This is a genomic window from Amycolatopsis deserti, from assembly GCF_014653945.1.
Taxonomy (GTDB): Bacteria; Actinomycetota; Actinomycetes; order Mycobacteriales; family Pseudonocardiaceae; genus Amycolatopsis_E; species Amycolatopsis_E deserti.
In genome coordinates, this window is the sequence record NZ_BNAU01000006.1 from 1 (window position 1) to 20,919 (window position 20,919).

Consider the following 20,919-nt stretch of genomic DNA (forward strand, 5'->3'; position numbering starts at 1 on the left):
GACCTCCTGGTGTTCGGGTGCAGATGTCGCAATCCACACCGAACCCGGAGGTCCTCACCCACATCAAGATCATCCTCAGCGTGTCAGCCATCACCAACGTCCCCGAACAGCACACCTAGCTCGTGAGGTGCCCGTCCGCGAGGGTGAGGCTCCGGGCGCGCAGCGTGGCCCTGGCCGCTTCGTCGTAGGCCTGGTCGTTCGCCCGGGCCGGGCGGGTGCGGTCGAAGAACTGGCCGGTGACGCCTTCGACTTCCGGGGCGACGGCGAGACGGCGAGTGGCCTCCACTCCGGTCTCGAGGCTGTCGGAGCTGAAGCCGATCTCGGACAGGACGATCTTGGTCGGCATGTACGTGCCCGGGTGCAGGCAGGTCGCGGTCAGCTCGGCGGGCGCGAACCGCTCGGCGAGGTCGAAGCAGTGCATGATCTGCGCCAGCTTGCTCTGCCCGTACGCACGCGTGCCCGAGTAGTCGCGTTCCAGCATCAGGTCCGCGAAGTCGAGCGGGTGCTGGCCCAGTGACGCGACGTGGACGACGCGCGCGGCGCGGTCCGCCGTCGCCGAGGCCCGCAGCAGCGGGATCAGGTTCTCGGTCAGCACGAAAGTCGCCAGGTAGTTCACCGCGAAGCGCAGCTCGTAGCCGTCCCGGCTGGTGCGGCGCTCCCGCCCGTCGGGCTCGCCGGAGCCGATGCCGGCGTTGTTCACGAGCACGTCGAGGCGGTCGACCCGCTCCGCGATCGTGCCGGCCAACCGGGCCACCTGGGCGAGCTCGGACAGGTCGGCGGTCACCGTGACCGGCGCCGGAGAACCGGCCGCGCGGACCTCGGCGGCGACCCGCTCGAGCTTGCCGGGGTCGCGACCGTGCAGGACGAGCCGGACGTCCTCGGCCGCGAGGCGCATCGCCAGCGCGCGGCCGAGGCCGTCGGTGGCGCCGGTGATCGCGACTGTCCTGGTCGGCGCCGCCGCGCTACTCATCCTCGGCGCCCGGGTCCAGCTCGTCCAGCGCCGCGACGTAGTCGTCGAGGTCGAACTCCAGCTCGCCGTCCTCGTCGTAGGTCAGGTGCTCCTCGAGCACCGCGGTCAGCTCGGCCAGCACCTCGTCGCGCTCCAGGCCGGACTCGGTCAGGCGCTGGGCGGCGATCCAGGTTTCGGCGGGCTCGCCCTCCCACAGCTGGTCGACGACCGTGGTCAGCGCGACCGCCCGCAGCTCCGACTCCTCGTCGTCGAACTCGGCCGCGAACTCGCTCAGCACCAGCATCCGCCGCTGCTCGGGGTCGGACGGGTCCAGCTCGACCTCGTCGTCCTCGGTCTCCACGGTCAGCGACGGCAGGGCGAACTGGCGGCGTTCCAGCAGGTCCTGCACGTCCTCCGGGGTCAGGTCCTCGGACCCGGTCAGGTAGGCGTCCAATGAGGACTCCTCCTCCGGGTCGCGGTCGTCCAGCCGGTCCTCGACCGCCTCGACCAGGGCGGTCAGCGCGTCCTCGGGCAGGCCCTGGCGGTCGCCGAACACCCGCGCCCACACCGGCAGCAACGCGGCCATCGCCGCGTCCTGCTCGTCGGTCAGCTCGATCTGCCCGTCGTCCACGAAGTCCACAAAGGACTCCAGCTTGGCCGGGCCGACGCGCAGCGGCTGCCGCGCGTCGTGCTCCAGGCCGAACTCGATCAGCCGCAGCGCGACCACCCGGGCGTCCTCGGTGTCGCCGACCTCGTCCCCGGCGGCGGCGAAGAACGAGTCGATGATCTCGGCCTGCTCCTCGACGGTCAGCGGCTCCGGCTCCTCGACCTCGGCCGGCTCCGGCAGCGTCCGCAGCCGGGCCAGCGCGAGCGCGCGGAACCGGACGAAGTCCTCGCCCACCTCGGGCTCGGCCTGCCACTCGGTGCCGGCGAAGGCGTCCGCGATCACCTCGTGGGCCTGCTCGGGGGCGATTTCCGCGGACTCGCCCACCGCCCGCAGCTCGGCGAGCACGTCCTGCGGCGACTCGACGATGGCGGCGTCGGTGACCCAGCCGCCGAAGCTGCCGTAGTTGATCGAGACGACCAGGCCGTGGTCGCCGAACGACACCAGCACCGAGCTCTCGTCGCCGTAGACGTCGGTGGTGCGCCAGCACTGCCCCGGCGTGACCTGGTTCAGCCTGGCCGCCCAGGCCGGCTCGGGCAGCCCGAACTTCTCCAGCGCCAGGGCCGCGGCCTCCCGCTGGTCCTCGTCGGTGGCGAGGACGCGCAGCGCGGCCAGCGGCGCGACCAGGCGCTCCGGCTCGGCGGTGTCGGCGGCGAGGTCGATCAGCCCGGCCGCGAGGTCGTCGTCGGCCTCCCACCACTCGCCGAGGATCTCCGAGGTGACCAGCTCTACGCGGGTCGGATCGGCGTCGTTCCCCAGTTCGGCGAAGGCGTTCAGAACCTCGTCGAAGGCGGTCTCCGGCTGCGGCACCTCGGTCATGGCGGACATAGTCGCACCAGCCGGGCCCGGGCCCACGCGCGGGACCGGCGTCTCAGTCCGTGGGCAGCGCGATCCGGGCGTTCCGGATTTCGGTGAGCAACCGGACCTTCCGCTTGTGCTGTCCGACCAGCTCGGCGAGGTAGGGCGCGAAGTCCGCCGGGCGGCCGACCGTGCGGTAGAGCGTGCGCAGGCGGCGCAGCGCGCGGGCCGCCTCGCGGTAGTGCTCGGCGGTCCGGCCGCCGATCAGCTCCTCGACGTGCCCGCGGTGGACCGCCAGCAGCTCGGCCGCCTCGTCCTGGCGGTCGGCCGCGACCAGTGCCTCGATCAGTGCGTCCGCGTGCTCGAGCGTCGGTTCGCGGTCGAACTCCGCGCGGCGCAGGCTCAGCACGTCGTCGGCGAGCTCGGTGGCCGCCGGGTCCTGCTTGAGCGCCCGCGCCGCGTAGGTGATCGCCTCGCTCGTGCGGCCGGCGGCGCGCAGGACGCGGACGATGCGCAGGCTCGCCTCCATCCGCGGCAGCTGCTTGGACAGGATCGCGACCAGCCCGTCGACGTCGCCGGAGATCTCCACGAGCTGCTCGTGCAGGCGCTCGGCGACCGGCCGCTTCGCCGGGTCGGGGCGGGCCCGGTCGACGTGGGACCGCAGCTGGGCCAGCCCGGTCTCGCCGAGCGGACCGGCGAACTCGGCCAGGTCGATCTCGGCCCGCCCGTCGAACGCGACCCCGGCGAGCCAGTCGGCCAGTTCGACCGGGTCCGGCGGCCGGGCCGCACAGGCCCGCGCGTAGAGGCCCAGAGCGCGGCGCAGCTCGGTGCCATCGCCCTCGTCGCGGCTGATGCGCTCGACGGTGCGGCGGGCCAGCGGGGCGACGTCGGCGCGGGTGCCGGAGTCGAGCAGCCGCTGCACGGTGTCCAGCACCGGGCCGATCTTCGAGTGCTCCGCCGCGGGTTCCGGCGTCCCGGCCCGCAGTTCGAGGGACCGCCGCAGCTCCGGATCGCGTTCGGCCTGGTCGTGCAGCAGCCCGGCCAGCGTCTCGGAGTCGAGGGAGGACAGGTAGGCGCGGAGATCCGTCACCCCGCACATCCTGGCCTACTCGCGTCGCAGCGCGATCGGCGCGGCACCGCCCGTTTCATGATCGACATCCGCGTCCTCCTCGGCGAGCAGGTCGCGGAACTCCTCGATGATCTCGTCCAGCTCCTCCAGCAGCCGCTCGATCGCGGCCGGCCGCAGCCCGGACCGCTCGCCGGCCCAGCGGCCCCACAGCGGCAGAACCTCCGGCAGGGTTTCCAGGAACTCGTCCGGGAAGCCGTCGGCGTTGAGCACGTCCTCCAGCAGGAGGTCGAACTTGCCCGGCCCGACCCGCAGCGGGCGGCCGAAGTCGTCGTCGCAGCCGTAGTCCACGACGAACCGGACGCAGTCGGTGAACCAGCGGTCGTCGCGGCCGCCGCCCGCCTCGGCGAGGAACGCGCGCACCAGCTCGTCCCGCTCCGCCTCGGTGAACGCCGGCGGCTCCTCGGGCGGGTCGGCGGGCGGCATGGCGCGCAGCCGGGCGGCCAGCAGGGCGCGCAGCGGGGTGAGCGGGTCCTCGGCGATCACGTCCGGCAGCAGGGCCGCCGCGCTGTCGTTGACCGCGACCGCGTCTTCCAGGATGCGGCGCGCCCGTGACAGCGGGAGCCGCCCGGTCACCAGGACCTCGCTGGCCTCCTCGCTCGCGCGCATGCTGTCCACCAGGTCGTCGACCTGGTCGGTGAGGTACACGTCGCCCAGGCCGCCACCGCTGAGCTCGACCTCGGCGACGAGCCCGTGGGCGTGCCCGGACCGGTCCCCCCGCAGCACCAGGGTGGCGCCGTCGCCGAAGACGTCGGCCTGCTGCCAGCACTCGGTGACGGTCAGATCGGCCAGGTCCCACGGCGGTTCGGGCATGGCGGCGAACGCGTCGGCCGCCGCCGCGGCGCGGGTGCGCTGCTCCTCGGTCAGGGCCAGGTGCTGCAGCATCCGCAGCAGCGCGCGGGCGGCCGGGCTGGGCCGGCGCGCGGCGTCGTCGATCAGCGGGAGCACGACGTCGCGACCTTCGTCGGCGGGGTGCCACAGGTCGCCGAGGATCGTCGAGGCGATCAGCTCGACCTCGATCGGATCGCGCTCGGCCAGCGCGTCCTCGGCGTCGGCGAGCACGGTCTTCAGCAGCTGGCGGCGTTCGTCGGAGACGCCGGGCTTCTTCTTGGCGGGCTTGCGCTTCCGGCTGACCGGGCTCATGCGCCCATGGTGGCAGCTTTCCGGCCGGACACCACCTTCGGCACGGCGATGCGGGCGTTGCGGACCTCGACCAGGAGGCGGGTCTTGCGCTTGTGGGTCTCGACCAGGCCGGCCAGGTACTCGCCGAACTCCGGCACCCGGTCCGCGCGCTTGTGCAGGGCGCGCAGCTCGCGCAACCGCTGGGCCGCCTCGCGGTAGCCGCCGGGGTCCTTGAGCTGGATCAGCTCCTCGACGTGCAGGCGGTAGACCGGGATCGCCTCGGCCGGGTCGTGTTCGGCGAGGCGGGCCAGCGCCTGGGCGCGCTCCTCGGGCCAGCGGCCGAGCTCCTCGGCGGCGGCGCGCAGGGCGCGGTAGGTGTCCGGGGACGGGTGGCGGCGGAACTCGGCCCGGCGCAGGGCGAGTACGCCCTCGCGGGGGTGCACGACGGTGCGGGCGGCGTGCGCGATGGCCTCGCCGTGGCGGCCTGCCGAGCGCAGCAGGCGGACGATGCGCAGCGCGGTCGCCGGCGTGGGCGGCTGGGCGGACAGGATCGCCAGTAGCGTGTCGACGTCGCCGGTGACCTCGGCGAGCTGCTCGGTCAGGCGGCGAATGACGTCGTTCTGCGGGGCCTGCGTGAGCGCGGCCTTGAGGTGCGCGAGGCCTTCGTCGCCGAGGGCGGGGGCGAAGTCGGCGAGGTTGATCTCGGGCCAGCCGGGCCGGTCGAGCTGGGTTTCCAGGATCCAGTCGGCCAGCTCGCGCGGGTCGGGGCGGTGGACGGTGCAGGCGCGGGCGTACAGGCCGATCGCGCGGCGCAGCTCGGCGCCGGTGGCGTCGCTGTCGGCCATCCGGCGGGCCAGCGGCGTCAGGTCGGCCTGGGTGCCCGCGTCGAGGAGTCGTTGCAGCGTGTCGAGGACCGGGCCGACCTTGCCGTGCGCGACCGCGCGCAGCTCCAGCTCGTGTCGTAACCGCGGGTCACGATCGGCCTGTTCGAGGAGGAGTTCGGCCAGCGTCTCCGCATCGAGAGTGCGCAGGTAGGCACGCAGATCCGGGGCCGAGGTCATGCGGACAATCCTGCCGCACCCGATGGGAGGAGAACGTCACCCAAGAGCGTCGTCTTGCCTGACGCTGCGTGAGCATCAGCAGGGGCTGAGCCACTGGAAGAAGTAACCGGTCTCGGCGCCACGATCGAGGTCGTCCAGAAGGGGGACGGGCGAGATCTCCGGGACGCTGCGCGGGTACGGGCGCCAGCGGCCCGCGTCGGCGAGGTAGTAGAGCGACCACATCTCGTCGAGGCCGTACCGGAGCTGGGCGAAGGGCCGTTCGGCCGGCCCGTCGCCCGCCCGGTCGGCCCGCCGCTCGACGAGGGTCACGATGCGCCCGCGCCAGCGGGACATGACCGTGTACTCGCCGCGCTGACCAGCCGGAACCCGCCGCTCACACCAACGATCGATCTGGCGTTGCTGGAGCTCGGGGATCGGCGACATACCCACAGTGATACCGCAACCCGATCGGGTCGTGCGGCACCGGATACTGCGCCCTGTGACGCTCGACGATCTGCAACGACGGCTGGCCGAGTTCGCCGCCGCCCGGGACTGGCAACGGTTCCACACGCCGAAGAACCTGGTGATGGCCCTGTCCGGCGAGGTGGGTGAGCTGACGGCGCTGTTCCAGTGGCTGACGCCGGCGGAGTCGGCCGCGGTGCTCGAGGACCCGGAGTCGCGCGCCGCGGTGCTCGACGAACTGGCCGACGTGACGATCTACCTCGCCCGGCTGGCCGACGTGCTCGGCGTGAACCTCCTGGAAGCCGCGGAGGCGAAGATCAACCGCAACGAGTCGCGGTTCCCGGTTGATCGTTTCGACTAACCTGGCAGCCCAATGGGGGAAACGAAGTGGCTCTTGTTCGGCACAGCGCCGATCACCTTCTCGCGGCGGCGAAGGCCGGTCAGTTGCCCGCAACGTTGACCGAGCAGGCGAAACACCAGTGGGGACACCGTCCCGGCCAGAGCGAGATCCGCTCGTGGGTGTCGTGGTGTTCGGCTGTTGCGCGCCGCGCCGGATCAGGGCGGGAGTCGATCCTCACGAGATTCTCAGCCAGCAGTTCGGGCTGATACGGACGCGACGACGAAATGCCAGGGCCGTCCGCCTTGTGCAGGTTCACCATCCCGTGCGTTCAGCCTGCGGCCACTGCTTCAGCTCGGCCGGGACGTGGCGCGGCGCTCGGCCGAGGAGTTCCTCCACTTCGAGCACGCGCCGACCAAGCCGTTGCTGAACCTGGCCGCCCGGGAGATCCAGGAGCGGGAGCAGTTCGTGCTCCTGGACGAGCAGCAGGTCGCGGTCGAGGTGGTGATGCAGGCGGTCGAGCGCGCACGCGCGGCGGCGACCCGGACGGTCGTGGTCGTGCTCGGCGGGCCCGGCTCGGGCAAGAGCGTGATCGCGCTGAGCCTGCTCGGCGAACTCGCCCGCAAGGGCCGCCGGGTGCACCACGCGACCGGTTCCAGCGCGTTCACCAACACCATGCGCAAGATCGCGGGCAGGCGCAACCGGCGCGTGCAGACGCTGTTCAAGTACTTCAACGATTACATGGAGTCCGAACCGCGCGAGCTGGACGTGCTGATCTGCGACGAGGCGCACCGCATCCGCGAGACCAGCGTGAAGCGCTACACGCCGCGGCAGCTGCGGGAGAAGGCCGGGCGGCAGATCGACGAGCTGATCAACGTGGCGTCGGTGCCGGTGTTCCTGCTCGACGAGAACCAGACCGTGCGGCCCGGCGAGATGGGATCGCTCGCGGAGATCACCGCCGCGGCCGACGCCCTGCGGTGCCGGCTGGAGGTGGTGCGCCTGGCCGGGCAGTTCCGCTGCGGCGGGTCCGACGCGTTCGACACCTGGGTGGCCCGGCTGCTCGGCCTCGACCGGTTGCCGCCCGTGCCGTGGAGCAAGCTGGGCGACGACTTCGTGGTGGCCAGCGCCGCCTCGCCGGACGCGCTGGACGCCTGGTTGCGGCAGCGGATGGACAGCCACGGCGGCACCGGCCGGCTGTCGGCGGGCTACTGCTGGCGGTGGAGCGACCCGGAGTCCACGCCGGACGGCAGGCGGCTCGTGGACGACGTCGTGATCGGGGGGTGGCGCCGGCCGTGGAACGCCAAACCCGGCCAGCGCGTCCCGGACGCCCCCGAGTCGTACTACTGGGCCTCCGACGAGCGCGGCTTCGGGCAGGTCGGCTGCATCTACACCGCACAGGGCTTCGAGTACGACTGGTCGGGCGTGATCTTCGGCCCGGACCTCGTCCGCCGCGACGGACGCTGGATCGCCCGCCGCGAGTACTCCCACGACCCGGCCGCGAAGAAGGCCGACGACCTGGAGTTCGGACGGCTGGTGCGGAACACGTACAAGGTGCTGCTGACCCGCGGGATGCAGGGGACCTGCCTGTACTCGACCGACCCGGAGACTCAGGCGTTCCTCGAGGAGATGGCCGGGTAACGGCTCTGTGAGTAGCGGCTCTGGGGGTCACCCACCGTCCAGCCGCCGAGCAACAGGCCGACACCGATCGCGCCCAGCGGGATCCCCGCGCCCAGACCCGCGCCGCCGAACAGGGCGATCACCGTCAGGAACATCAGGACCAGGCCGGTGCCCATCATGATCCAGGCGATCCACCGGCGGTCCCGCGGAACCGGTGGCAACGCGGCGGCCGGCGTCGGCACGGGAACGGGAGGCAGCACCGCCGTCGGCCGCGGCGGGGGCGCCACGCGTTGCTGCGGCGGGACCAGGCCCAGCGTCTGCCACGCGGTGGGCACGTCGAGCACGGCGGCGCCCAGTTCCCGCGCCCGCGTCAGCCGCGGTTCGGTGGCGGGAACGTCGTCCGCGACGGCGAGGTGCGTCACCGTCGCGGTGAGGTTCTTGGCGAGCGGGATCCGGGCCGCCAGCACCGCGGCGCGCAGCGCGTCGGCGGCGGCGCTCCGCCCCAGGACGAGCACCCGCGTCCGGTCCGCGGCGGTCGCCCGGCGGAGGTCCCGCAGCGCTTCCGGAACGCCCAGCGCCTGGGCCACGTGCCGCAGTTCGCGTTCCTCCTCGTCGGTGACGATGCCGTCGGACTCGGCCACCGCCCGCATCGCGGCGACGAAGTCGAGGTGCGCCCCGCGCACGTCGGACGGGGACATGCCGGACGCGGCGGCCAGCGCGGCCAGGTCGGCGGCTTCGGCGTCGGACAGGTGGTGGTCGGCGAGCGCGTCGGCGAGCAGGTCCGCATACGGCGTGCCCGCCGCCTCGATGCGGTCGACCAGGCCCGAAATCCACGTTCCGGCGGCCGCGCGCGCGGGCTCGGGACGGCTCACCGCGCGTCCGGTGACCGCCAGGCGCGGCAGTCGCGGCAGGTCGAACCGGCGCTCGAAGGCCAGTCCGTGCGTGGTCACGAGGGCAGCCAGGACCTGCGCGCACGCGCGGGCGTCGGGAGCCGCCATGTGCGCGGGGAACCCGCCGAGGCCGAGTGCCTCGGCGACGGTGGTCAGCCGGTAGTTCGGCAACCGGAGGGCGGCGCGGGCGGCGGCGAGCGTGCAGACACCCGGCAGCGTGGGCAGCCGCAGACCGATCCGCTCCAGCTCCGCGGCCAGGAAGCCCTGCTCGAACGCCAGGTTGTGGCCGACGAGCACGCTGCCCCGGCACAGGTCGAGCAGCTGCCCGACGACCTGGCCGAGTGGGGGCGCGGAGTCCAGCTGCGCCCGCGTGATGCCGTGGACCCGCGCGGGCCCCGGGTCGACTCCGGGCCCGGGATCGACCAGCGTCGAGAACTCCCCCAGCACCGTGCCGTCGGCGCGGAAGCGCACCGCCGCCACTTCGATGATCCGGCCGGGCTGCAGCCCCGTGGTCTCGAAGTCGATCGCGGTGAACTCGGCACCGGTGGCCGGAAAGCGGCCCGAACCGGACACGGGGACGATATCGATGAGCATTCCGGCTTCCCTGGTCGAGGATTGACGCGTAGTCCATCGCGCCGGACGGGAAAACGTTCCAGGCGAAACAGAATCGTGATCATCGGCGGTCCCGTAACGAATGTGGGACGCGCAGCGAGAAAAGAGCCGTGCCCGATTCTCCCGCCGCGCCGAAACGACGCGTACCCAACTGGATCAAGATCGTCCTCGCCGTGTTCGCGGTGCTCTTCGTGCTCGGCGCGGTGTTCGGAAAGCCCACCGGGAAACCGGTCGCGCAGCCCGCGCCTGCCACCACGACGTCCGCCTCCCCCAGCAGCAGCCCGCCCGCGGAGCCGGTTTTGCGGGTGATCCGGGTGACTGGATCGAGCGTGATGGTCAGCGATACCGCGGGAATCTCGAAAACCGTTTACGTTCCCGGAATCCAGCCCGCCGCGGATTGTTACGGAACGGAGACCGCGAACTGGGCCACGGCATTTCTGGTCGGCAAGGAAGTGACCCTGCGGTCGGTCAGCGAGGAGGCCGGGAAGACGCTGGCGCACGTCCTGCTCGCCGATGGCACCGACTACGCGGTCGCCGCCCTGCAGGGCGGTTACGCGCGTTTCGTCGCGGATGCGGTCACCGACTCCTACGCCGACGTCCTGCGGGCCGCGGAAAGCGCTGCCAGCGCGGCGAAGGCGGGGCTGTGGGGGCCGCCCTGCAACGGCAGCCCCACCACCCCGCCGGTCGCGCCGCCGCCGGTCACCGTTCCGCCCGCTCCCGCGAGCACGCCGAAGCCCAGTACCCCGAAGCCCAGTACCGAGAAGCCGACGGAGGAACCGGACATCTCCAGCGCCTACTACGCCAACTGCTCGGAAGCGCGGGCTGCCGGTGCCGCTCCTCTCCACGCCGGGGAGCCCGGGTACCGCGCGGCTCTCGACCGGGACAAGGACGGCGTCGCTTGTGAGTGACGTGGTCGCAGAACCTGTGATATCCACGACCGGTGGACCCCATCGTGCAGACGCGTTCCGGCTCCGTTCGTGGTGTGGCTGACGGCGATGTCAGTTCCTTCAAGGGCATACCGTTCGCCGGGCCGTTGACCGGCGCCGCGCGGTTCCAGGCGCCCACCCAGCCGGAGGCGTGGGACGAGACGCGGCCCGCGGACCGGTTTTCGGCCTCGCCGCCGCAGGGGTCTCTCTTTCCCGGCATGCCGTCGGCCTGGCAGCCGGGTGAAGGGGACGACTTCCTGAGCGTCAACGTGTGGACCCCGGACGCCGGTGGCAGCGGTCTGCCCGTCATGGTCTGGATCTACGGTGGCGCCTACCTCATCGGCACCGCGCGCCAGCCCGAATACGACGGCACCAACCTGGCCCGGGCCGGGGTGGTCGTCGTGACGTTCAACTACCGCGTCGGGCTCGAGGGGTTCGGCTGGCTGCCCGGGGCGCCCGCCAACCGGGCCTTCCTCGACCAGCTCGCGGCGCTGCGCTGGGTCCAGGACAACATCGCGAACTTCGGCGGCGACCCGGGCAACGTGACGATCTTCGGCGAGTCCGCGGGCGGCACGTCCGTCGCGGCGCTGACCGCCTCCGACGCCGGGCGCGGCCTCTTCCGCCGGGCCATCGGGCAGAGCATCGCGCAGGGGTTCCTCTCCGAAAACCGCGTGCGGCGCACCACCGAACGCATCGCCGCGGCCCTCGGCGTTCCGGCCACGCTCGACGGCTTCGCGCAGGTGCCCTCCGAAGCCATCCACGCCGTCCAGATGGTGCCCGGCGAGATCACGCCGTTCGGCCCGGTCGTCGACGGTGAGCTGGTCACCGACCTGCCGTGGCGCAACCTGCGCGCCGAGGTCGACCTGGTCGCCGGCTTCAACCACGACGAGTTCACCCTCTTCGTCGCCGGCCAGGACCTCTCCGGCGCCGACCCCGCCGCCACCGCCGACGCCGTGGGCCTGCCCGCCGGCGCGATCGCCGAGTACCGGGCCGCCCACCCCACCTTGTCGGACGCCGACCTGCACGTCCTGATCCTGTCCGACCGCACCTTCCGCCTGCCGTCGCTGTGGTCCGCGCAGAACCACCCGGGCCGCAGCTGGTGCTACGAGCTGACCTGGCAGTCGCCGGCGTTCGGCGGCCTCCTGCGGTCCTGCCACGCGCTCGACGTGCCCCTGACCTTTGGCAACTTCACCGGCCCGCTGGCCGAGATGCTGCTCGGCAACCCGGCGCCGCCGGAAGCGGACGCGCTGTCGAAGGAGATCCGCAAGGCGTGGGTCTCGTTCGCCGCCACCGGCGACCCGGGCTGGCCGGAGTACGACAAGGACAACCGGCTCACCCGCATCTGGGACGTGCCGGCCTCGGTCACCAGCGACCCGATCGCGAGTTCGCGACGGATCTGGGAGGCGGCGGCCTGACCGCGGCCGGCGGTCGAAGACCTCCCCGGCGAACTAGGCTCGGGGTATGGCCATCGAGGTGCTGCTCGTCGACGATCACGAGGTCGTGCGGCGCGGCCTGCGGGAAATGCTGAGCGACGAACCGGACATCGAGGTGGTCGCCGAGGCCGGGAGTGCCGACGAGGCACTCGCGGTCGCCATGCACGTCGAGCCGGATGTGGCCGTGGTCGACGTGCGGCTCGGCGACGGTGACGGCGTCGCGCTCTGCCGGGAGCTGCGGGCGCGGCCGAACCCGCCGTACTGCCTGGTCCTCACCGCCTTCGACGACGAGGAGGCGATGGTCGGCGCGATCATGGCCGGCGCCTCCGGCTACCTGCTGAAACAGGTCCGCGGGCAGGACGTGGTCAACGCCGTGCGGGAGGTCGCCGCCGGCCGGTCGCTGCTCGACCCGGTCACCACCGCCCGCGTGCTGGACAAGCTGCGCCACCCCGCCGAGGACGAGCTGGCGCGCCTGACCGACCGGGAACGCACGGTGCTGGAGCTGATCGGCGAGGGCCTGTCCAACCGGGAGATCGCCGAGCGCCTGTTCCTGGCCGAGAAGACCGTGAAGAACCACGTCACGTCGGTGCTGTCGAAGCTGGGCATGCAGCGCCGCACGCAGGCGGTGGCGTGGGTGGCGCGTCGGGCCAAGTAGTCAGGCCAGCTGGTAGCCGCGGCCCGGCCGGACCAGCGCGGCGGCCAGCCCGATGGCCGCGCCGAGCACGGTGTCCACCAGCCGGTCGGCGGTGACGGCCAGCGTGTCGACCGGCGCCGACATCGAGCCGAGCAGCAGCACCAGCGGCGTCACGAACACCATCGCGAGCGCGTAGTTGCGGATGACCGTCAGCTCCGCGCCCAGCAGCGCGACCACGATCAGCGTGAGCTTCACCGGCTGCGGCAGGTCGAGCGTCAGCAGCAGCGCGGCCACCAGCACGCCGACCACCGTGCCGGACACGCGCTGCACGAAGCGGTGCATCGTGTGCCGCAGGTGCGTGGCCTGCAGGACGGCGGCGGCCGCGACCGTCGCCCAGTACGGGTGGCCCAGTCCGAGCGCGTGTGCGAGCAGCCCGGCCGCCAGCACCGCGGCGAACACCTTCACCGCGCGCGGCCACTCGTGCGATGACCGGTCCACCGCCGCGCGCAGCCCCTCGCGCCACGAAGTCGCCCGGGCATGGTCGTGGTCGAAGAACAGCCATCCGGACAGCGCCACGCCCCAGGCGACCAGCGCGCCCGCGGCCGCGGCCCCGACCTGCGCGGCGACGCCCGGCCAGCCGACCGGGACGGCCGACGTGGTCCCTGCGGCGAAGACGAACATGAGCCCGCCGGGCGGCCCGGACCGGATACCGTCCGTGAACAGTTTCGCGGCCGCGGCGACCAGCGCGACCATGATCGCGACCGGCACCGGGCCCCAGCCGGCCGCCGACGCGATCCCGCCGAGGCCGACCGCGAGCGTCAGACCTGCGCCGATCACGGCGAGCAGCCGGGCCCTCACCGGATACGGCTCGAAGCGGGCGTGCACCGCGGTCATCCCGCCGAACGCCGCGGCGGGGGCCAGCTCGGTGTGCCCTGCGATCACAACCGCGACCAGGACTATGTTCGCCCCGGTCATGGCCCGTAACGCGGACACCAGGGCCCGGTCGGCCGGGCGCAGGTGCCACCAGCCGCGCGGCGACAGCGCGCGGAAGAGGTCGTGGCGGCCGAAATCATTCACAAGTAAAATACTAACGAACGATTCGTGTGCGAAGGAGCTCAGCGGTGAGTGATCTCGTCGACAGAGTGCGGCGGCAGTGGCAGGACGTGCACCCCGGGCTCGACACGTCCGGGATGGCCGTTGTCGGCCGGGTACTGCGGCTCGCCTCGCTGATCCGCCGCGCGACCGACGACCTCCTGCTGGCCAACGACCTGAACCGCGCCGAGTTCGACGTGCTGTGCGCGTTGCGGCGCAACGAGGTGCTCAACCCGGGCCAGATCAGCCGCGAGATGCTGTCCTCCGGCGCCGCGATCACCAAGCGACTGGACCGCCTGGAGCGGCTCGGGCTGGTGTCCCGGACGGCGAGCGAGCGCGACCGGCGCGTGGTGCAGGTCCGGCTGACCGAGCAGGGCGTGCGGCTGATCGACAAGCTGCTGCCCGAACACCTCGAGGGCGAGAGGGTCGCGCTGGCGAACCTGGAACCGGAGCAGCAGGAAGAGCTGGCGCGGCTGCTGAAGGTGATGCTGGAGACGGTCGAAGGCGTCGGGTGAGGTGGGCGGCCCGACGAACGTAGCGCCGCCGCGGGCCCGGTCGACAGGCATTGAGGAACGGCTCAGGCCTGGTCGGCTTCCCGTAGTGCGTCGATGACGCTGCTGAGGTGCCGGCGGATCGCCGCGGCGGCCGCGGCCGGGTCGTGGGCGCAGATGGCCTCGATGATCGCCAGGTGTTCGGGCAGCGAGACCGACGGACGGCCGGGCCGCATGGCCAGCCGGAACTGGTGCCGCACGCTCTGTGCGCGCAACCGCTCCAGCACCTGGCCCGCCGTGTGCTGCCCGGAGATCTCCCGCACCCGGCGGTGCAGCTCCTGGTTCAGCCCGGAGTAACCCATCACGTCCCCGGACGCGACGGCCTTGCGCATCGCCTTGCCGAGGGCCTTCAGCTCAGCGATCTCCTCATCGGTGACGCGCTCGGCGGCCTTCTCCGCACACAGGCTCTCCACCACCATGCGCACCTCGGAGATCTCGATGGCCTCCTCGAGCGACACCGCCCGCACCCGCGCGCCGCGGTTCTGCACCCGTTCGACCAGGCCTTCGTTGGCGAGTTCGAGCAGCGCGGTGCGGACGCCCGCGCGGCTCGCGGCGAACTGCTCGGACAGGTCGGCCTCGACCAGCCGCTGGTTCGGCACGAACTCGCCCCGGATGATCGCGTCGCGGATGGCGTCCGCCACCGGCTTCTCGACTTCGGCCCGCTCTGCCATGCCCGCTCCCGCTCGGTTTGTTGACGATTTTGTCGTGCACATCGTCTACTCGAAATGGTAGTCGCTGGCCGAGGAGGAGCCGTGGTGCGCGGGTACGACCCGGTGGTGGCGGGCGAGTTCGCCGCCGAGGGTGCGGACCTGGCGCTCAGCGTCAACAGCTCGGCCGCCGCCGTCGGCGCGCTGCGAGCCGGACTGCCGACGGTGAGTGGCGTCTGGGCCGACCTGAACACCGCCTCCCCCCGGCAAGAAGCGCGAACTCGCCGCGATCGCCGCCGACGCCGAGATCGACTTCGCGGACATCGCGATCATGGCTCCCGTCCCCGGGCGAGGGCTGCGCGTGCCGATGCTCGCGAGCGGCCCGGCGCGGACACGGTGTCGAAACTGCTGGGCGCGTGCTGCGGAGCGTGTTCTTCAAGGGCATGTCGGCCGCCGTCGTCGAGGCGCTCGCGGCCGCCCGCGCCGCGGGGGTCGAGGACTGGTTGCGCGAGGTGATCGCCGACGAGTCCACTGTGGAGCGACTGGTCACGGGCAGCGTCAAGCACGCCACACCGGCGAGATGGCGGCGGCGTCCCGCGATCAGCTGGCCCGCTTGTCCAGCGGCAGCTCGAACGCGACCAGCGTGCCCAGGCTCGGCGAGGAGTTGAGGTAGAACTTCCCGCCCGCGCGCTGGGCGCGTTCCTCCAGGTGCCGCAGACCGCGGGTCTGCACGTCCTGCGGCACTCCGGCGCCGTTGTCGCGGACCCGCAGCTTGACCCCGTCGGTGTCGCGGACCAAGGTCACCCTGGTCTCGCTCGCCCCGGAGTGGCGGACCACATTGGACAGTGCCTCGCGCAGTGCGGCGCGGATGTGGTCGGCCCGCTCGGCGGGGATGTCGGCCAGCTCGCCGGACAGCTCCAGCGTGGGCGGGAACCCGAGCAGCTCGCCCGCGATCCGCACCTCGGCGCGCGCCGACTCGGCCAGGTCGGTGGCCGGTGGTTTCTCGGCCGTCTCCGGCTCCGGCGACCGCAGCTCGCGCACGGTGTGCCGGATCTCCTCGATGGTCTGGTCGAGCTGGTCGATCGCCTCGCCGAGCCGGGTCGCGTCGGTCGAGGCGAACCGCTTGCGCATCCGGCGGCGCACCCGGTCCAGCTGCATGCCGGCCGCGTACAACCGCTGCACGATCACGTCGTGCAACTCGCGGGCGATGCGCTCGCGCTCCTGGTAGAGCGTGATCCGGTGCCGGTCGTTGGCGGCCTCGGCCAGCGCCAGCACGACGCCGACCTGCGCGGCGAACGCGGTCAGCACCTCGACAGTGGCCTCCTCGAACGGCCGCCCGGCCCGCTCCCGGTACACCGCGAGCGCGCCCAGCACCCGGCCGCCGGAGCCGAACGGCGCGGCGGCGAACGGGCCGAACCGGCGCAGCTCGGCCGGCACGTACGGGGCCGTGCGCGGGTCGGTGGTCATGTCATCGGCCACCACCGTGACCCCGCCGCGGGCGACCTGCCCGGCCGCGGACTCGGGGGGCAGCACCACGCCGCGCGGGTCCTCGTTGTGCGTCCCGTAGGCGGCTTCGACGGACACCTTGCCGTCGTCCGCGCGGACCATCACCAGGCACAGGTCGGCCCCGGCGAGCTCGGCGGCCCGGTGCACCACAGAGTCGAGGACCGCGTCGGGGTCGCCGCCGGACAGGGCGGCGGTGGTGATCTCCGTGGCCGCGGACAGCGCGCGGGCGGCGAGGGTGGGTTCCATGAGCAAGGTCAAGCGTAGCCGCCTTCCAGGGCCGGCATCCGCATGCTGACGTGCCCGTCACGCACGTCGAGGACGAGGTCGGCCTCGGCCGCCTCCTCGGCGTGGTGGGTGACGTGCACGACCGTGCGGCCGGCCAGTGCGGTGCGCAGGTTGGCCCGCAGCCGCCGCGCGGTCGGCTCGTCGAGGTGCGCGGTCGGCTCGTCGAGCAGGACGAGGTCCGCTCGCGGGGCCGCGACCAGTGCCCGCGCGACCGCGAGCCGCTGCGCCTGCCCGCCGGACAGGCCGCTGCCGGCGTCGCCGAGGACGGCGTCCAGCGGCAGGTCCAGGCAGGCCAGGCGCAGGGCTTCGCGCAGCCGGTCGTCGTCGGCGTGCGGGTCGGCCAGGCGCAGGTTCTCCGCGACGGTGGTGGAGACCAGCTGCGGTTCCTGCGGTGCCCAGGTCACCTCCGCGGCGGTGATCAGGCGCCCGCGCTGGGCCGGGAGGAACCCGAGCAGCGCGGCGAGCAGGGTCGACTTGCCGGCACCCGAGGGTCCGACGACGGCGACGTGCGCGCCCGCGGGGATCCGCAGGTCCACGTCCCGCAGGACCGGGGTGGTCCAGCCGAGATCGGCGTGGTCGAAGGCGATCGGGCCGTGTGCCACGGGCGGCTGCGGCTGCGCGCGCTCCACGTCGGCGATGCGGGCCATCGCCGTGCACAGCGGGTCCCAGTGCTGGGCGACCGGCGGCAGCGTCGCGAGGACCTCGGCCAGGGCCAGCGGCACCAGGGCGAGGACGGGCGCGAGCACCGGGTCGATGCCGGAGCCCGCGGCCAGACCGACCCCGGCGACCGCGGCCGCACCGGTGACCACCGTGATCAACGCGTCTGCCGCGCCCGCGCCGAAGGCCTGCCGCCGGGCCTGGTGGGCCAGCCGGTCGTCGGCCTCCGCCAGCTCGGCGCGGCGACGGCGGTGCGCGCCGATCGCGATCAGCTCGGCGGCGGCGTCGAACAGGCCGAGCACCTGGGCGCTGACCGTGCGGCGGCCGCTCGCGAGGGTGGCGGTGGCCCGGCGTTCCAGCCGCAGCGCGAGCGCGGGCGCGGCGAGCGCGCCGGCCAGCACGGCGACGGCGAGCACGAGCCCGGCGACCGGCAGCAGGATCGTCTGCACGGCGATCGCGCCGGCCAGCACCAGCACCGCGACCAGCGGCGGCGTGACCACGCGCGGCAGGAGATCGCGGACGGTGTCGACGTCGGCGACCAGCCGCCGCTGCCCCTCGCCGAACCGCAGGCCGAGCGCGCGGGCGGGGCCGAGCCGGACCAGCCCCCGCCACAGCCGGACCCGCAGCCGTCCGGCGATCCGGAACGCGGCGTCGTGCGTGATCAGCCGTTCCAGGTAACGCAGCGCCGCGCGGCCGAGCCCGAAGGCCCGCACCCCGACGACCGCGACGGTGAGCGTCAGGATCGGCGGCTGGAACGAGGCCTTGGCGATGAGCCAGCCCGAGGTCGCGGTCAGCGCCACTCCGGCCAGCAACGCGAGCGCCCCGACCGCGGCACCGCCGACGAACCGCCTGCTCACCACTCCCCGCAGCGACTGCGGCTTCCCGGCAGCGGCGACGGTGACGTGTGGCGTCGTCGTCGTGGCAGCGGCCGGGAGGTGGCTTTCCCGGTGGTGCGCGGCCAGGAGGACGGCCGTGCCCAGCGGCAGGGTGGACTCGATGGCGGCGTCGACCAGGGCGGCGTTGGCGGCGTCCTGGTGCGCGGTGGGCTCGTCGAGCAGCAGCAGCCAGGCGCCGTGCCGGACCCGCAGCAGCGCCCGCGCGACCGCGACCCGCTGCCGCTGGCCGGTGGACAGCTCGTGGACCGGCGCGTCCGCCAGCCCGGCGAGGTTGAGTTCGATGAGCAGCGCGTCGACCTCGACCGGGTCGGGCGCCTGGTCCAGCGCCAGGTCCAGCTCGGCCCGCACGGTGCCGCCGGTGAACGCCGGGTTCTGCGGGACCCACGCGATGTCCCGGCGGAAAGCCGACATGTCGACCTCGCTCAGCGGCAGGCCGTCGACCAGCACCGTCCCCGCGGCGGGCCGCACGAAGCCGAGCAGCACGGCGAGCGTCGTCGACTTGCCCGCGCCGCTCGGCGAATCGAGCCGGGTCAGCGTGCCGGGCCGCAGCGTGAAGGTCTCCCCGTCCGGCGCGAAGCCCCCGCGCCGCGCGACCCGCAGACCTTCGACCCGCACCTCGCCCCGGCCGGGGATCGCGCTCCCCTCCGGCGTGACCGGTTCGGCGAGCACGTCGGTGACGCGGCGGACCGCCTCGACGCCGTCCTCGCTGGCGTGGAAAGCCGCACCGACCGCGCGCAGCGGCTGGTAACACTCCGGCGCGAGGATCAGCACGCCGAGCCCGATCGCCAGCGACAGGTCGCCGCCCACCAGCCGCACGCCGATGACCACGGCGACCAGCGCGACCGACAGCGTGGCGGCCAGCTCCAGCACGAACGCCGAGGAGAACGCGACCTTCAACGTCTTCAGCGTCGCCCGGCGGTGCTTGTCGGACACCCGCCGCACCGCCTCGGCCTGCGCCTCCGCGCGGCGGAACGCGGCCAGCACCGGCAGCGCGCGCACGAGTTCCAGCAGGTGACCGGACAGCCGCTGCAGCGCGTCGGTCGCGGCGGCCGAGCGGTCGGCGGTGTACTTGCCGACGAGGATCGCGAACATCGGCAGCAGCGGCACGGTCAGCGCGATGATCACCGCGGACGGCCAGTCGGCGAACAACACGGCCGCACCCGCGCCGAGCGGCACCACCGCGGCGGTGACCAGCGCGGGCAGGTAGTCGGTGAAGTAGGCGTCCAGCGCGTCCAGGCCCTTGGTGGTCAACGCGGTCAGCTCGCCCGGCCCGCGCCGCGCGATCCACTCCGGACCGAGCCGCAGCGCGTGGTCGACCACCTTGGAGCGCAACTCTTCCTTGGCTCCGGCCGCGGCCCGCGCCGCGACCACTCGCAGCGCCCACGCGATCAGCGCACGGGCGAGGACCACCCCGCCGAGCGCGGCCAGCTGACCGGTGGCGATGCCGTGCCCGGCGACCACCGCGGCACACACCGCGGCGAGCAGGAAGGCCTGTGCCACCAGCGCCGCCGCGTTGCCGAGCGCGAGCAGACCGGTGAGGGCGAGCGCCCGGCGCGCCGCTGCGGACAACAAGGGCAGCGCGCCGAGCGGACCCTTTCCCGGACGCGTGGTGTCCGTTGTGGACACCGATGCGGGAAGGACGGAGCGTCCGGGAAAGCTCATGGGGTGTGCACCGGCGGGATGTGGGCGGCGCTGATCCGCTTGCGGAACACCCAGTACGTCCAGCCCTGGTAGACCAGCACGGCCGGGGCGCCGAACGCGCCGACCCAGGTGATCACCTCGAGCGTGTACGGGCTGGACGCGGTTTCCGCGACGGTGAGCGAGTTGGCCGGGTCGAGCGTCGAGGGCAGCACGTCCGGGTAGAGCGCGCCGAACAGGGTGACCACGGCCGCGGCGATCATGACGCCGAGCGCGGCGAAGGCCTGCCCGTCCCGATCGGCCACCAGCTTGCGCCACGCGACCACGGCGGCCACCACCGCGACCGCGAGCGCCACGACCGTCCACAGTGCACCCGACCGCCACTGGACCACCAGCAGCAGGCCGAACAGCGGCAGCAACGCGACCGGCAGCGCGCGGATGGCGAACACGCGGGCTCGTTCCCGCAGGTCCCCCGCGGTTTTCAGGGCCAGGAACGCCGCGCCGTGCACCAGCGCGAACCCGACCACGGCGAGCGCGCCGAGCAGCGTGTCCCAGCGGATCGACTCGAACGCGCCGCCGATCCGGTTGCCGTGCGCGTCCAACGGCAGCCCGAGGATCGTGGTGGTCAGGATGAGCCCGACGCCCAGCGGCGGGATCCACGAGCCGAGCACGATCACGCGGTCCCAGTTGCGGCGCCAGCGCTGCGAATCGACCTTGCCGCGGTACTCGAAGGCCACCCCGCGCCCGATCAGCGCGAGCAGCACCAGCAGCAACGGCAGGTAGGTGGCCGAGAACAGCGACGCGTACCAGTTGGGGAAGGCCGCGAACATCGCGCCGGCCGCGACGATCAGCCAGACCTCGTTGCCGTCCCACACCGGGCCGATCGTGTTGATCATGACCCGCCGCTCGGTGTTGTCGCGGCCGAGGATCGGCAGCAGCATGCCGACGCCGAAGTCGAAGCCCTCCAGGAACAGGTACCCCAGCCAGAAGGCGACGATGATGCAGAACCACAACGTTTCCAGGCTCATGGCCGTCCC

Annotated in this window: 19 protein-coding genes; 6 read left to right on the top strand and 13 right to left on the bottom strand. The window is 73.2% G+C overall.

The genetic code is table 11. The features are described 5' to 3' along the window. Nucleotides 1-115: 115 nt before the first annotated feature. The 6 genes from IE290_RS23850 to IE290_RS23875 all read right to left on the bottom strand — a co-directional run bounded on the left by IE290_RS23850 (nucleotide 116) and on the right by IE290_RS23875 (nucleotide 6,143). Complete coding sequence (locus IE290_RS23850) at nucleotides 116-970, bottom strand: SDR family NAD(P)-dependent oxidoreductase (RefSeq protein ID WP_191246934.1); 855 nt, start codon at nucleotides 968-970, stop codon at nucleotides 116-118. After that, complete coding sequence (locus IE290_RS23855; RefSeq protein ID WP_191246935.1) at nucleotides 963-2,432, bottom strand: hypothetical protein; 1,470 nt, start codon at nucleotides 2,430-2,432, stop codon at nucleotides 963-965. Before IE290_RS23855 ends, IE290_RS23850 begins: the two co-directional genes overlap by 8 nt. 52 nt (nucleotides 2,433-2,484) lie before the next feature. After that, nucleotides 2,485-3,510 (bottom strand): hypothetical protein, encoded by a 1,026-nt coding sequence (locus IE290_RS23860; protein WP_191246936.1) that lies wholly within the window; start codon nucleotides 3,508-3,510, stop codon nucleotides 2,485-2,487. 6 nt (nucleotides 3,511-3,516) lie between these two features. Beyond that, complete coding sequence (locus tag IE290_RS23865; protein ID WP_191246937.1) at nucleotides 3,517-4,680, bottom strand: hypothetical protein; 1,164 nt, start codon at nucleotides 4,678-4,680, stop codon at nucleotides 3,517-3,519. Next, entirely contained in the window at nucleotides 4,677-5,720 is a 1,044-nt protein-coding gene (locus tag IE290_RS23870) for a hypothetical protein (RefSeq protein ID WP_191246938.1), read from the bottom strand. Before IE290_RS23870 ends, IE290_RS23865 begins: the two co-directional genes overlap by 4 nt. A gap of 75 nt (nucleotides 5,721-5,795) precedes the next feature. Then, a complete protein-coding gene (locus tag IE290_RS23875; RefSeq protein ID WP_191246939.1) occupies nucleotides 5,796-6,143 on the bottom strand; it encodes a DUF3024 domain-containing protein in 348 nt (115 codons plus the stop codon). A gap of 55 nt (nucleotides 6,144-6,198) precedes the next feature. Between IE290_RS23875 and IE290_RS23880 the strand changes: the two genes are divergently transcribed. Together IE290_RS23880 and IE290_RS23885 are read left to right on the top strand one after the other, a co-directional pair. Next, a complete protein-coding gene (locus tag IE290_RS23880; RefSeq protein WP_191246940.1) occupies nucleotides 6,199-6,522 on the top strand; it encodes a nucleotide pyrophosphohydrolase in 324 nt (107 codons plus the stop codon). A gap of 342 nt (nucleotides 6,523-6,864) precedes the next feature. Then, a complete protein-coding gene (locus IE290_RS23885) occupies nucleotides 6,865-8,136 on the top strand; it encodes a DNA/RNA helicase domain-containing protein (RefSeq protein ID WP_373300504.1) in 1,272 nt (423 codons plus the stop codon). Here the strand turns inward: IE290_RS23885 and IE290_RS23890 are convergent. Next, entirely contained in the window at nucleotides 8,106-9,599 is a 1,494-nt protein-coding gene (locus tag IE290_RS23890; RefSeq protein ID WP_191246941.1) for a 3'-5' exonuclease, read from the bottom strand. The two genes, IE290_RS23885 and IE290_RS23890, sit on opposite strands and share 31 nt — an antisense overlap. Before the next feature lie 128 nt (nucleotides 9,600-9,727). Here IE290_RS23890 and IE290_RS23895 point away from each other — a divergent pair, with 128 nt between their 5' ends. Genes IE290_RS23895 through IE290_RS23905 form a run of 3 tightly spaced genes read left to right on the top strand, consistent with a single transcriptional unit; the run spans nucleotide 9,728 to nucleotide 12,631 of the window. Then, on the top strand, nucleotides 9,728-10,525 hold the full coding sequence (locus IE290_RS23895) for an excalibur calcium-binding domain-containing protein (protein WP_229874678.1): 798 nt from the start codon (nucleotides 9,728-9,730) through the stop codon (nucleotides 10,523-10,525). 32 nt (nucleotides 10,526-10,557) lie between these two features. Further along, nucleotides 10,558-11,958 carry a carboxylesterase/lipase family protein gene (locus tag IE290_RS23900; protein WP_191246942.1) on the top strand — a complete coding sequence of 467 codons (1,401 nt, stop codon included), beginning with the start codon at nucleotides 10,558-10,560 and terminating at the stop codon, nucleotides 11,956-11,958. Between the two features lie 46 nt (nucleotides 11,959-12,004). Further along, nucleotides 12,005-12,631 carry a response regulator gene (locus IE290_RS23905; protein WP_191246943.1) on the top strand — a complete coding sequence of 209 codons (627 nt, stop codon included), beginning with the start codon at nucleotides 12,005-12,007 and terminating at the stop codon, nucleotides 12,629-12,631. Here IE290_RS23905 and IE290_RS23910 read toward each other — a convergent pair whose 3' ends face one another. Further along, nucleotides 12,632-13,687 (bottom strand): FUSC family protein, encoded by a 1,056-nt coding sequence (locus IE290_RS23910; protein WP_191246944.1) that lies wholly within the window; start codon nucleotides 13,685-13,687, stop codon nucleotides 12,632-12,634. Between the two features lie 44 nt (nucleotides 13,688-13,731). Between IE290_RS23910 and IE290_RS23915 the strand changes: the two genes are divergently transcribed. After that, on the top strand, nucleotides 13,732-14,217 hold the full coding sequence (locus tag IE290_RS23915) for a MarR family winged helix-turn-helix transcriptional regulator (RefSeq protein ID WP_229874680.1): 486 nt from the start codon (nucleotides 13,732-13,734) through the stop codon (nucleotides 14,215-14,217). 62 nt (nucleotides 14,218-14,279) lie between these two features. Here IE290_RS23915 and IE290_RS23920 read toward each other — a convergent pair whose 3' ends face one another. From IE290_RS23920 to cydB, 5 genes are all read right to left on the bottom strand, one after another. Next, the gene (locus tag IE290_RS23920) at nucleotides 14,280-14,924 is read right to left on the bottom strand and encodes a GntR family transcriptional regulator (protein WP_191246945.1); all 645 of its coding nucleotides are present in this window, start codon (nucleotides 14,922-14,924) and stop codon (nucleotides 14,280-14,282) included. A 45-nt stretch (nucleotides 14,925-14,969) separates the two neighbouring features. After that, nucleotides 14,970-15,233, bottom strand: a complete 264-nt coding sequence (locus tag IE290_RS23925; RefSeq protein ID WP_191246946.1) for a hypothetical protein — start codon at nucleotides 15,231-15,233, stop codon at nucleotides 14,970-14,972. Nucleotides 15,234-15,500: 267 nt separating this feature from the next. Then, on the bottom strand, nucleotides 15,501-16,652 hold the full coding sequence (locus IE290_RS23930; protein WP_191246947.1) for a GAF domain-containing sensor histidine kinase: 1,152 nt from the start codon (nucleotides 16,650-16,652) through the stop codon (nucleotides 15,501-15,503). 8 nt (nucleotides 16,653-16,660) lie between these two features. Continuing rightward, entirely contained in the window at nucleotides 16,661-19,906 is a 3,246-nt protein-coding gene (gene cydD, locus IE290_RS23935; RefSeq protein WP_191246948.1) for a thiol reductant ABC exporter subunit CydD, read from the bottom strand. Then, the gene (gene cydB, locus IE290_RS23940) at nucleotides 19,903-20,910 is read right to left on the bottom strand and encodes a cytochrome d ubiquinol oxidase subunit II (protein WP_191246949.1); all 1,008 of its coding nucleotides are present in this window, start codon (nucleotides 20,908-20,910) and stop codon (nucleotides 19,903-19,905) included. Before cydB ends, cydD begins: the two co-directional genes overlap by 4 nt. Nucleotides 20,911-20,919: the final 9 nt, after the last annotated feature.

Coding starts and splice junctions, on each gene's coding strand:
- cydD (WP_191246948.1), bottom strand. CDS start 19,906: ATGAGCTTTCCCGGACGCTCCGTCCTTCCCGCATCGGTGTCCACAACG.
- IE290_RS23855 (WP_191246935.1), bottom strand. CDS start 2,432: ATGACCGAGGTGCCGCAGCCGGAGACCGCCTTCGACGAGGTTCTGAAC.
- IE290_RS23925 (WP_191246946.1), bottom strand. CDS start 15,233: ATGATCGCGATGTCCGCGAAGTCGATCTCGGCGTCGGCGGCGATCGCG.
- IE290_RS23850 (WP_191246934.1), bottom strand. CDS start 970: ATGAGTAGCGCGGCGGCGCCGACCAGGACAGTCGCGATCACCGGCGCC.
- IE290_RS23865 (WP_191246937.1), bottom strand. CDS start 4,680: ATGAGCCCGGTCAGCCGGAAGCGCAAGCCCGCCAAGAAGAAGCCCGGC.
- IE290_RS23920 (WP_191246945.1), bottom strand. CDS start 14,924: ATGGCAGAGCGGGCCGAAGTCGAGAAGCCGGTGGCGGACGCCATCCGC.
- cydB (WP_191246949.1), bottom strand. CDS start 20,910: ATGAGCCTGGAAACGTTGTGGTTCTGCATCATCGTCGCCTTCTGGCTG.
- IE290_RS23875 (WP_191246939.1), bottom strand. CDS start 6,143: ATGTCGCCGATCCCCGAGCTCCAGCAACGCCAGATCGATCGTTGGTGT.
- IE290_RS23930 (WP_191246947.1), bottom strand. CDS start 16,652: ATGGAACCCACCCTCGCCGCCCGCGCGCTGTCCGCGGCCACGGAGATC.
- IE290_RS23905 (WP_191246943.1), top strand. CDS start 12,005: ATGGCCATCGAGGTGCTGCTCGTCGACGATCACGAGGTCGTGCGGCGC.
- IE290_RS23890 (WP_191246941.1), bottom strand. CDS start 9,599: ATGCTCATCGATATCGTCCCCGTGTCCGGTTCGGGCCGCTTTCCGGCC.
- IE290_RS23860 (WP_191246936.1), bottom strand. CDS start 3,510: ATGTGCGGGGTGACGGATCTCCGCGCCTACCTGTCCTCCCTCGACTCC.
- IE290_RS23870 (WP_191246938.1), bottom strand. CDS start 5,720: ATGACCTCGGCCCCGGATCTGCGTGCCTACCTGCGCACTCTCGATGCG.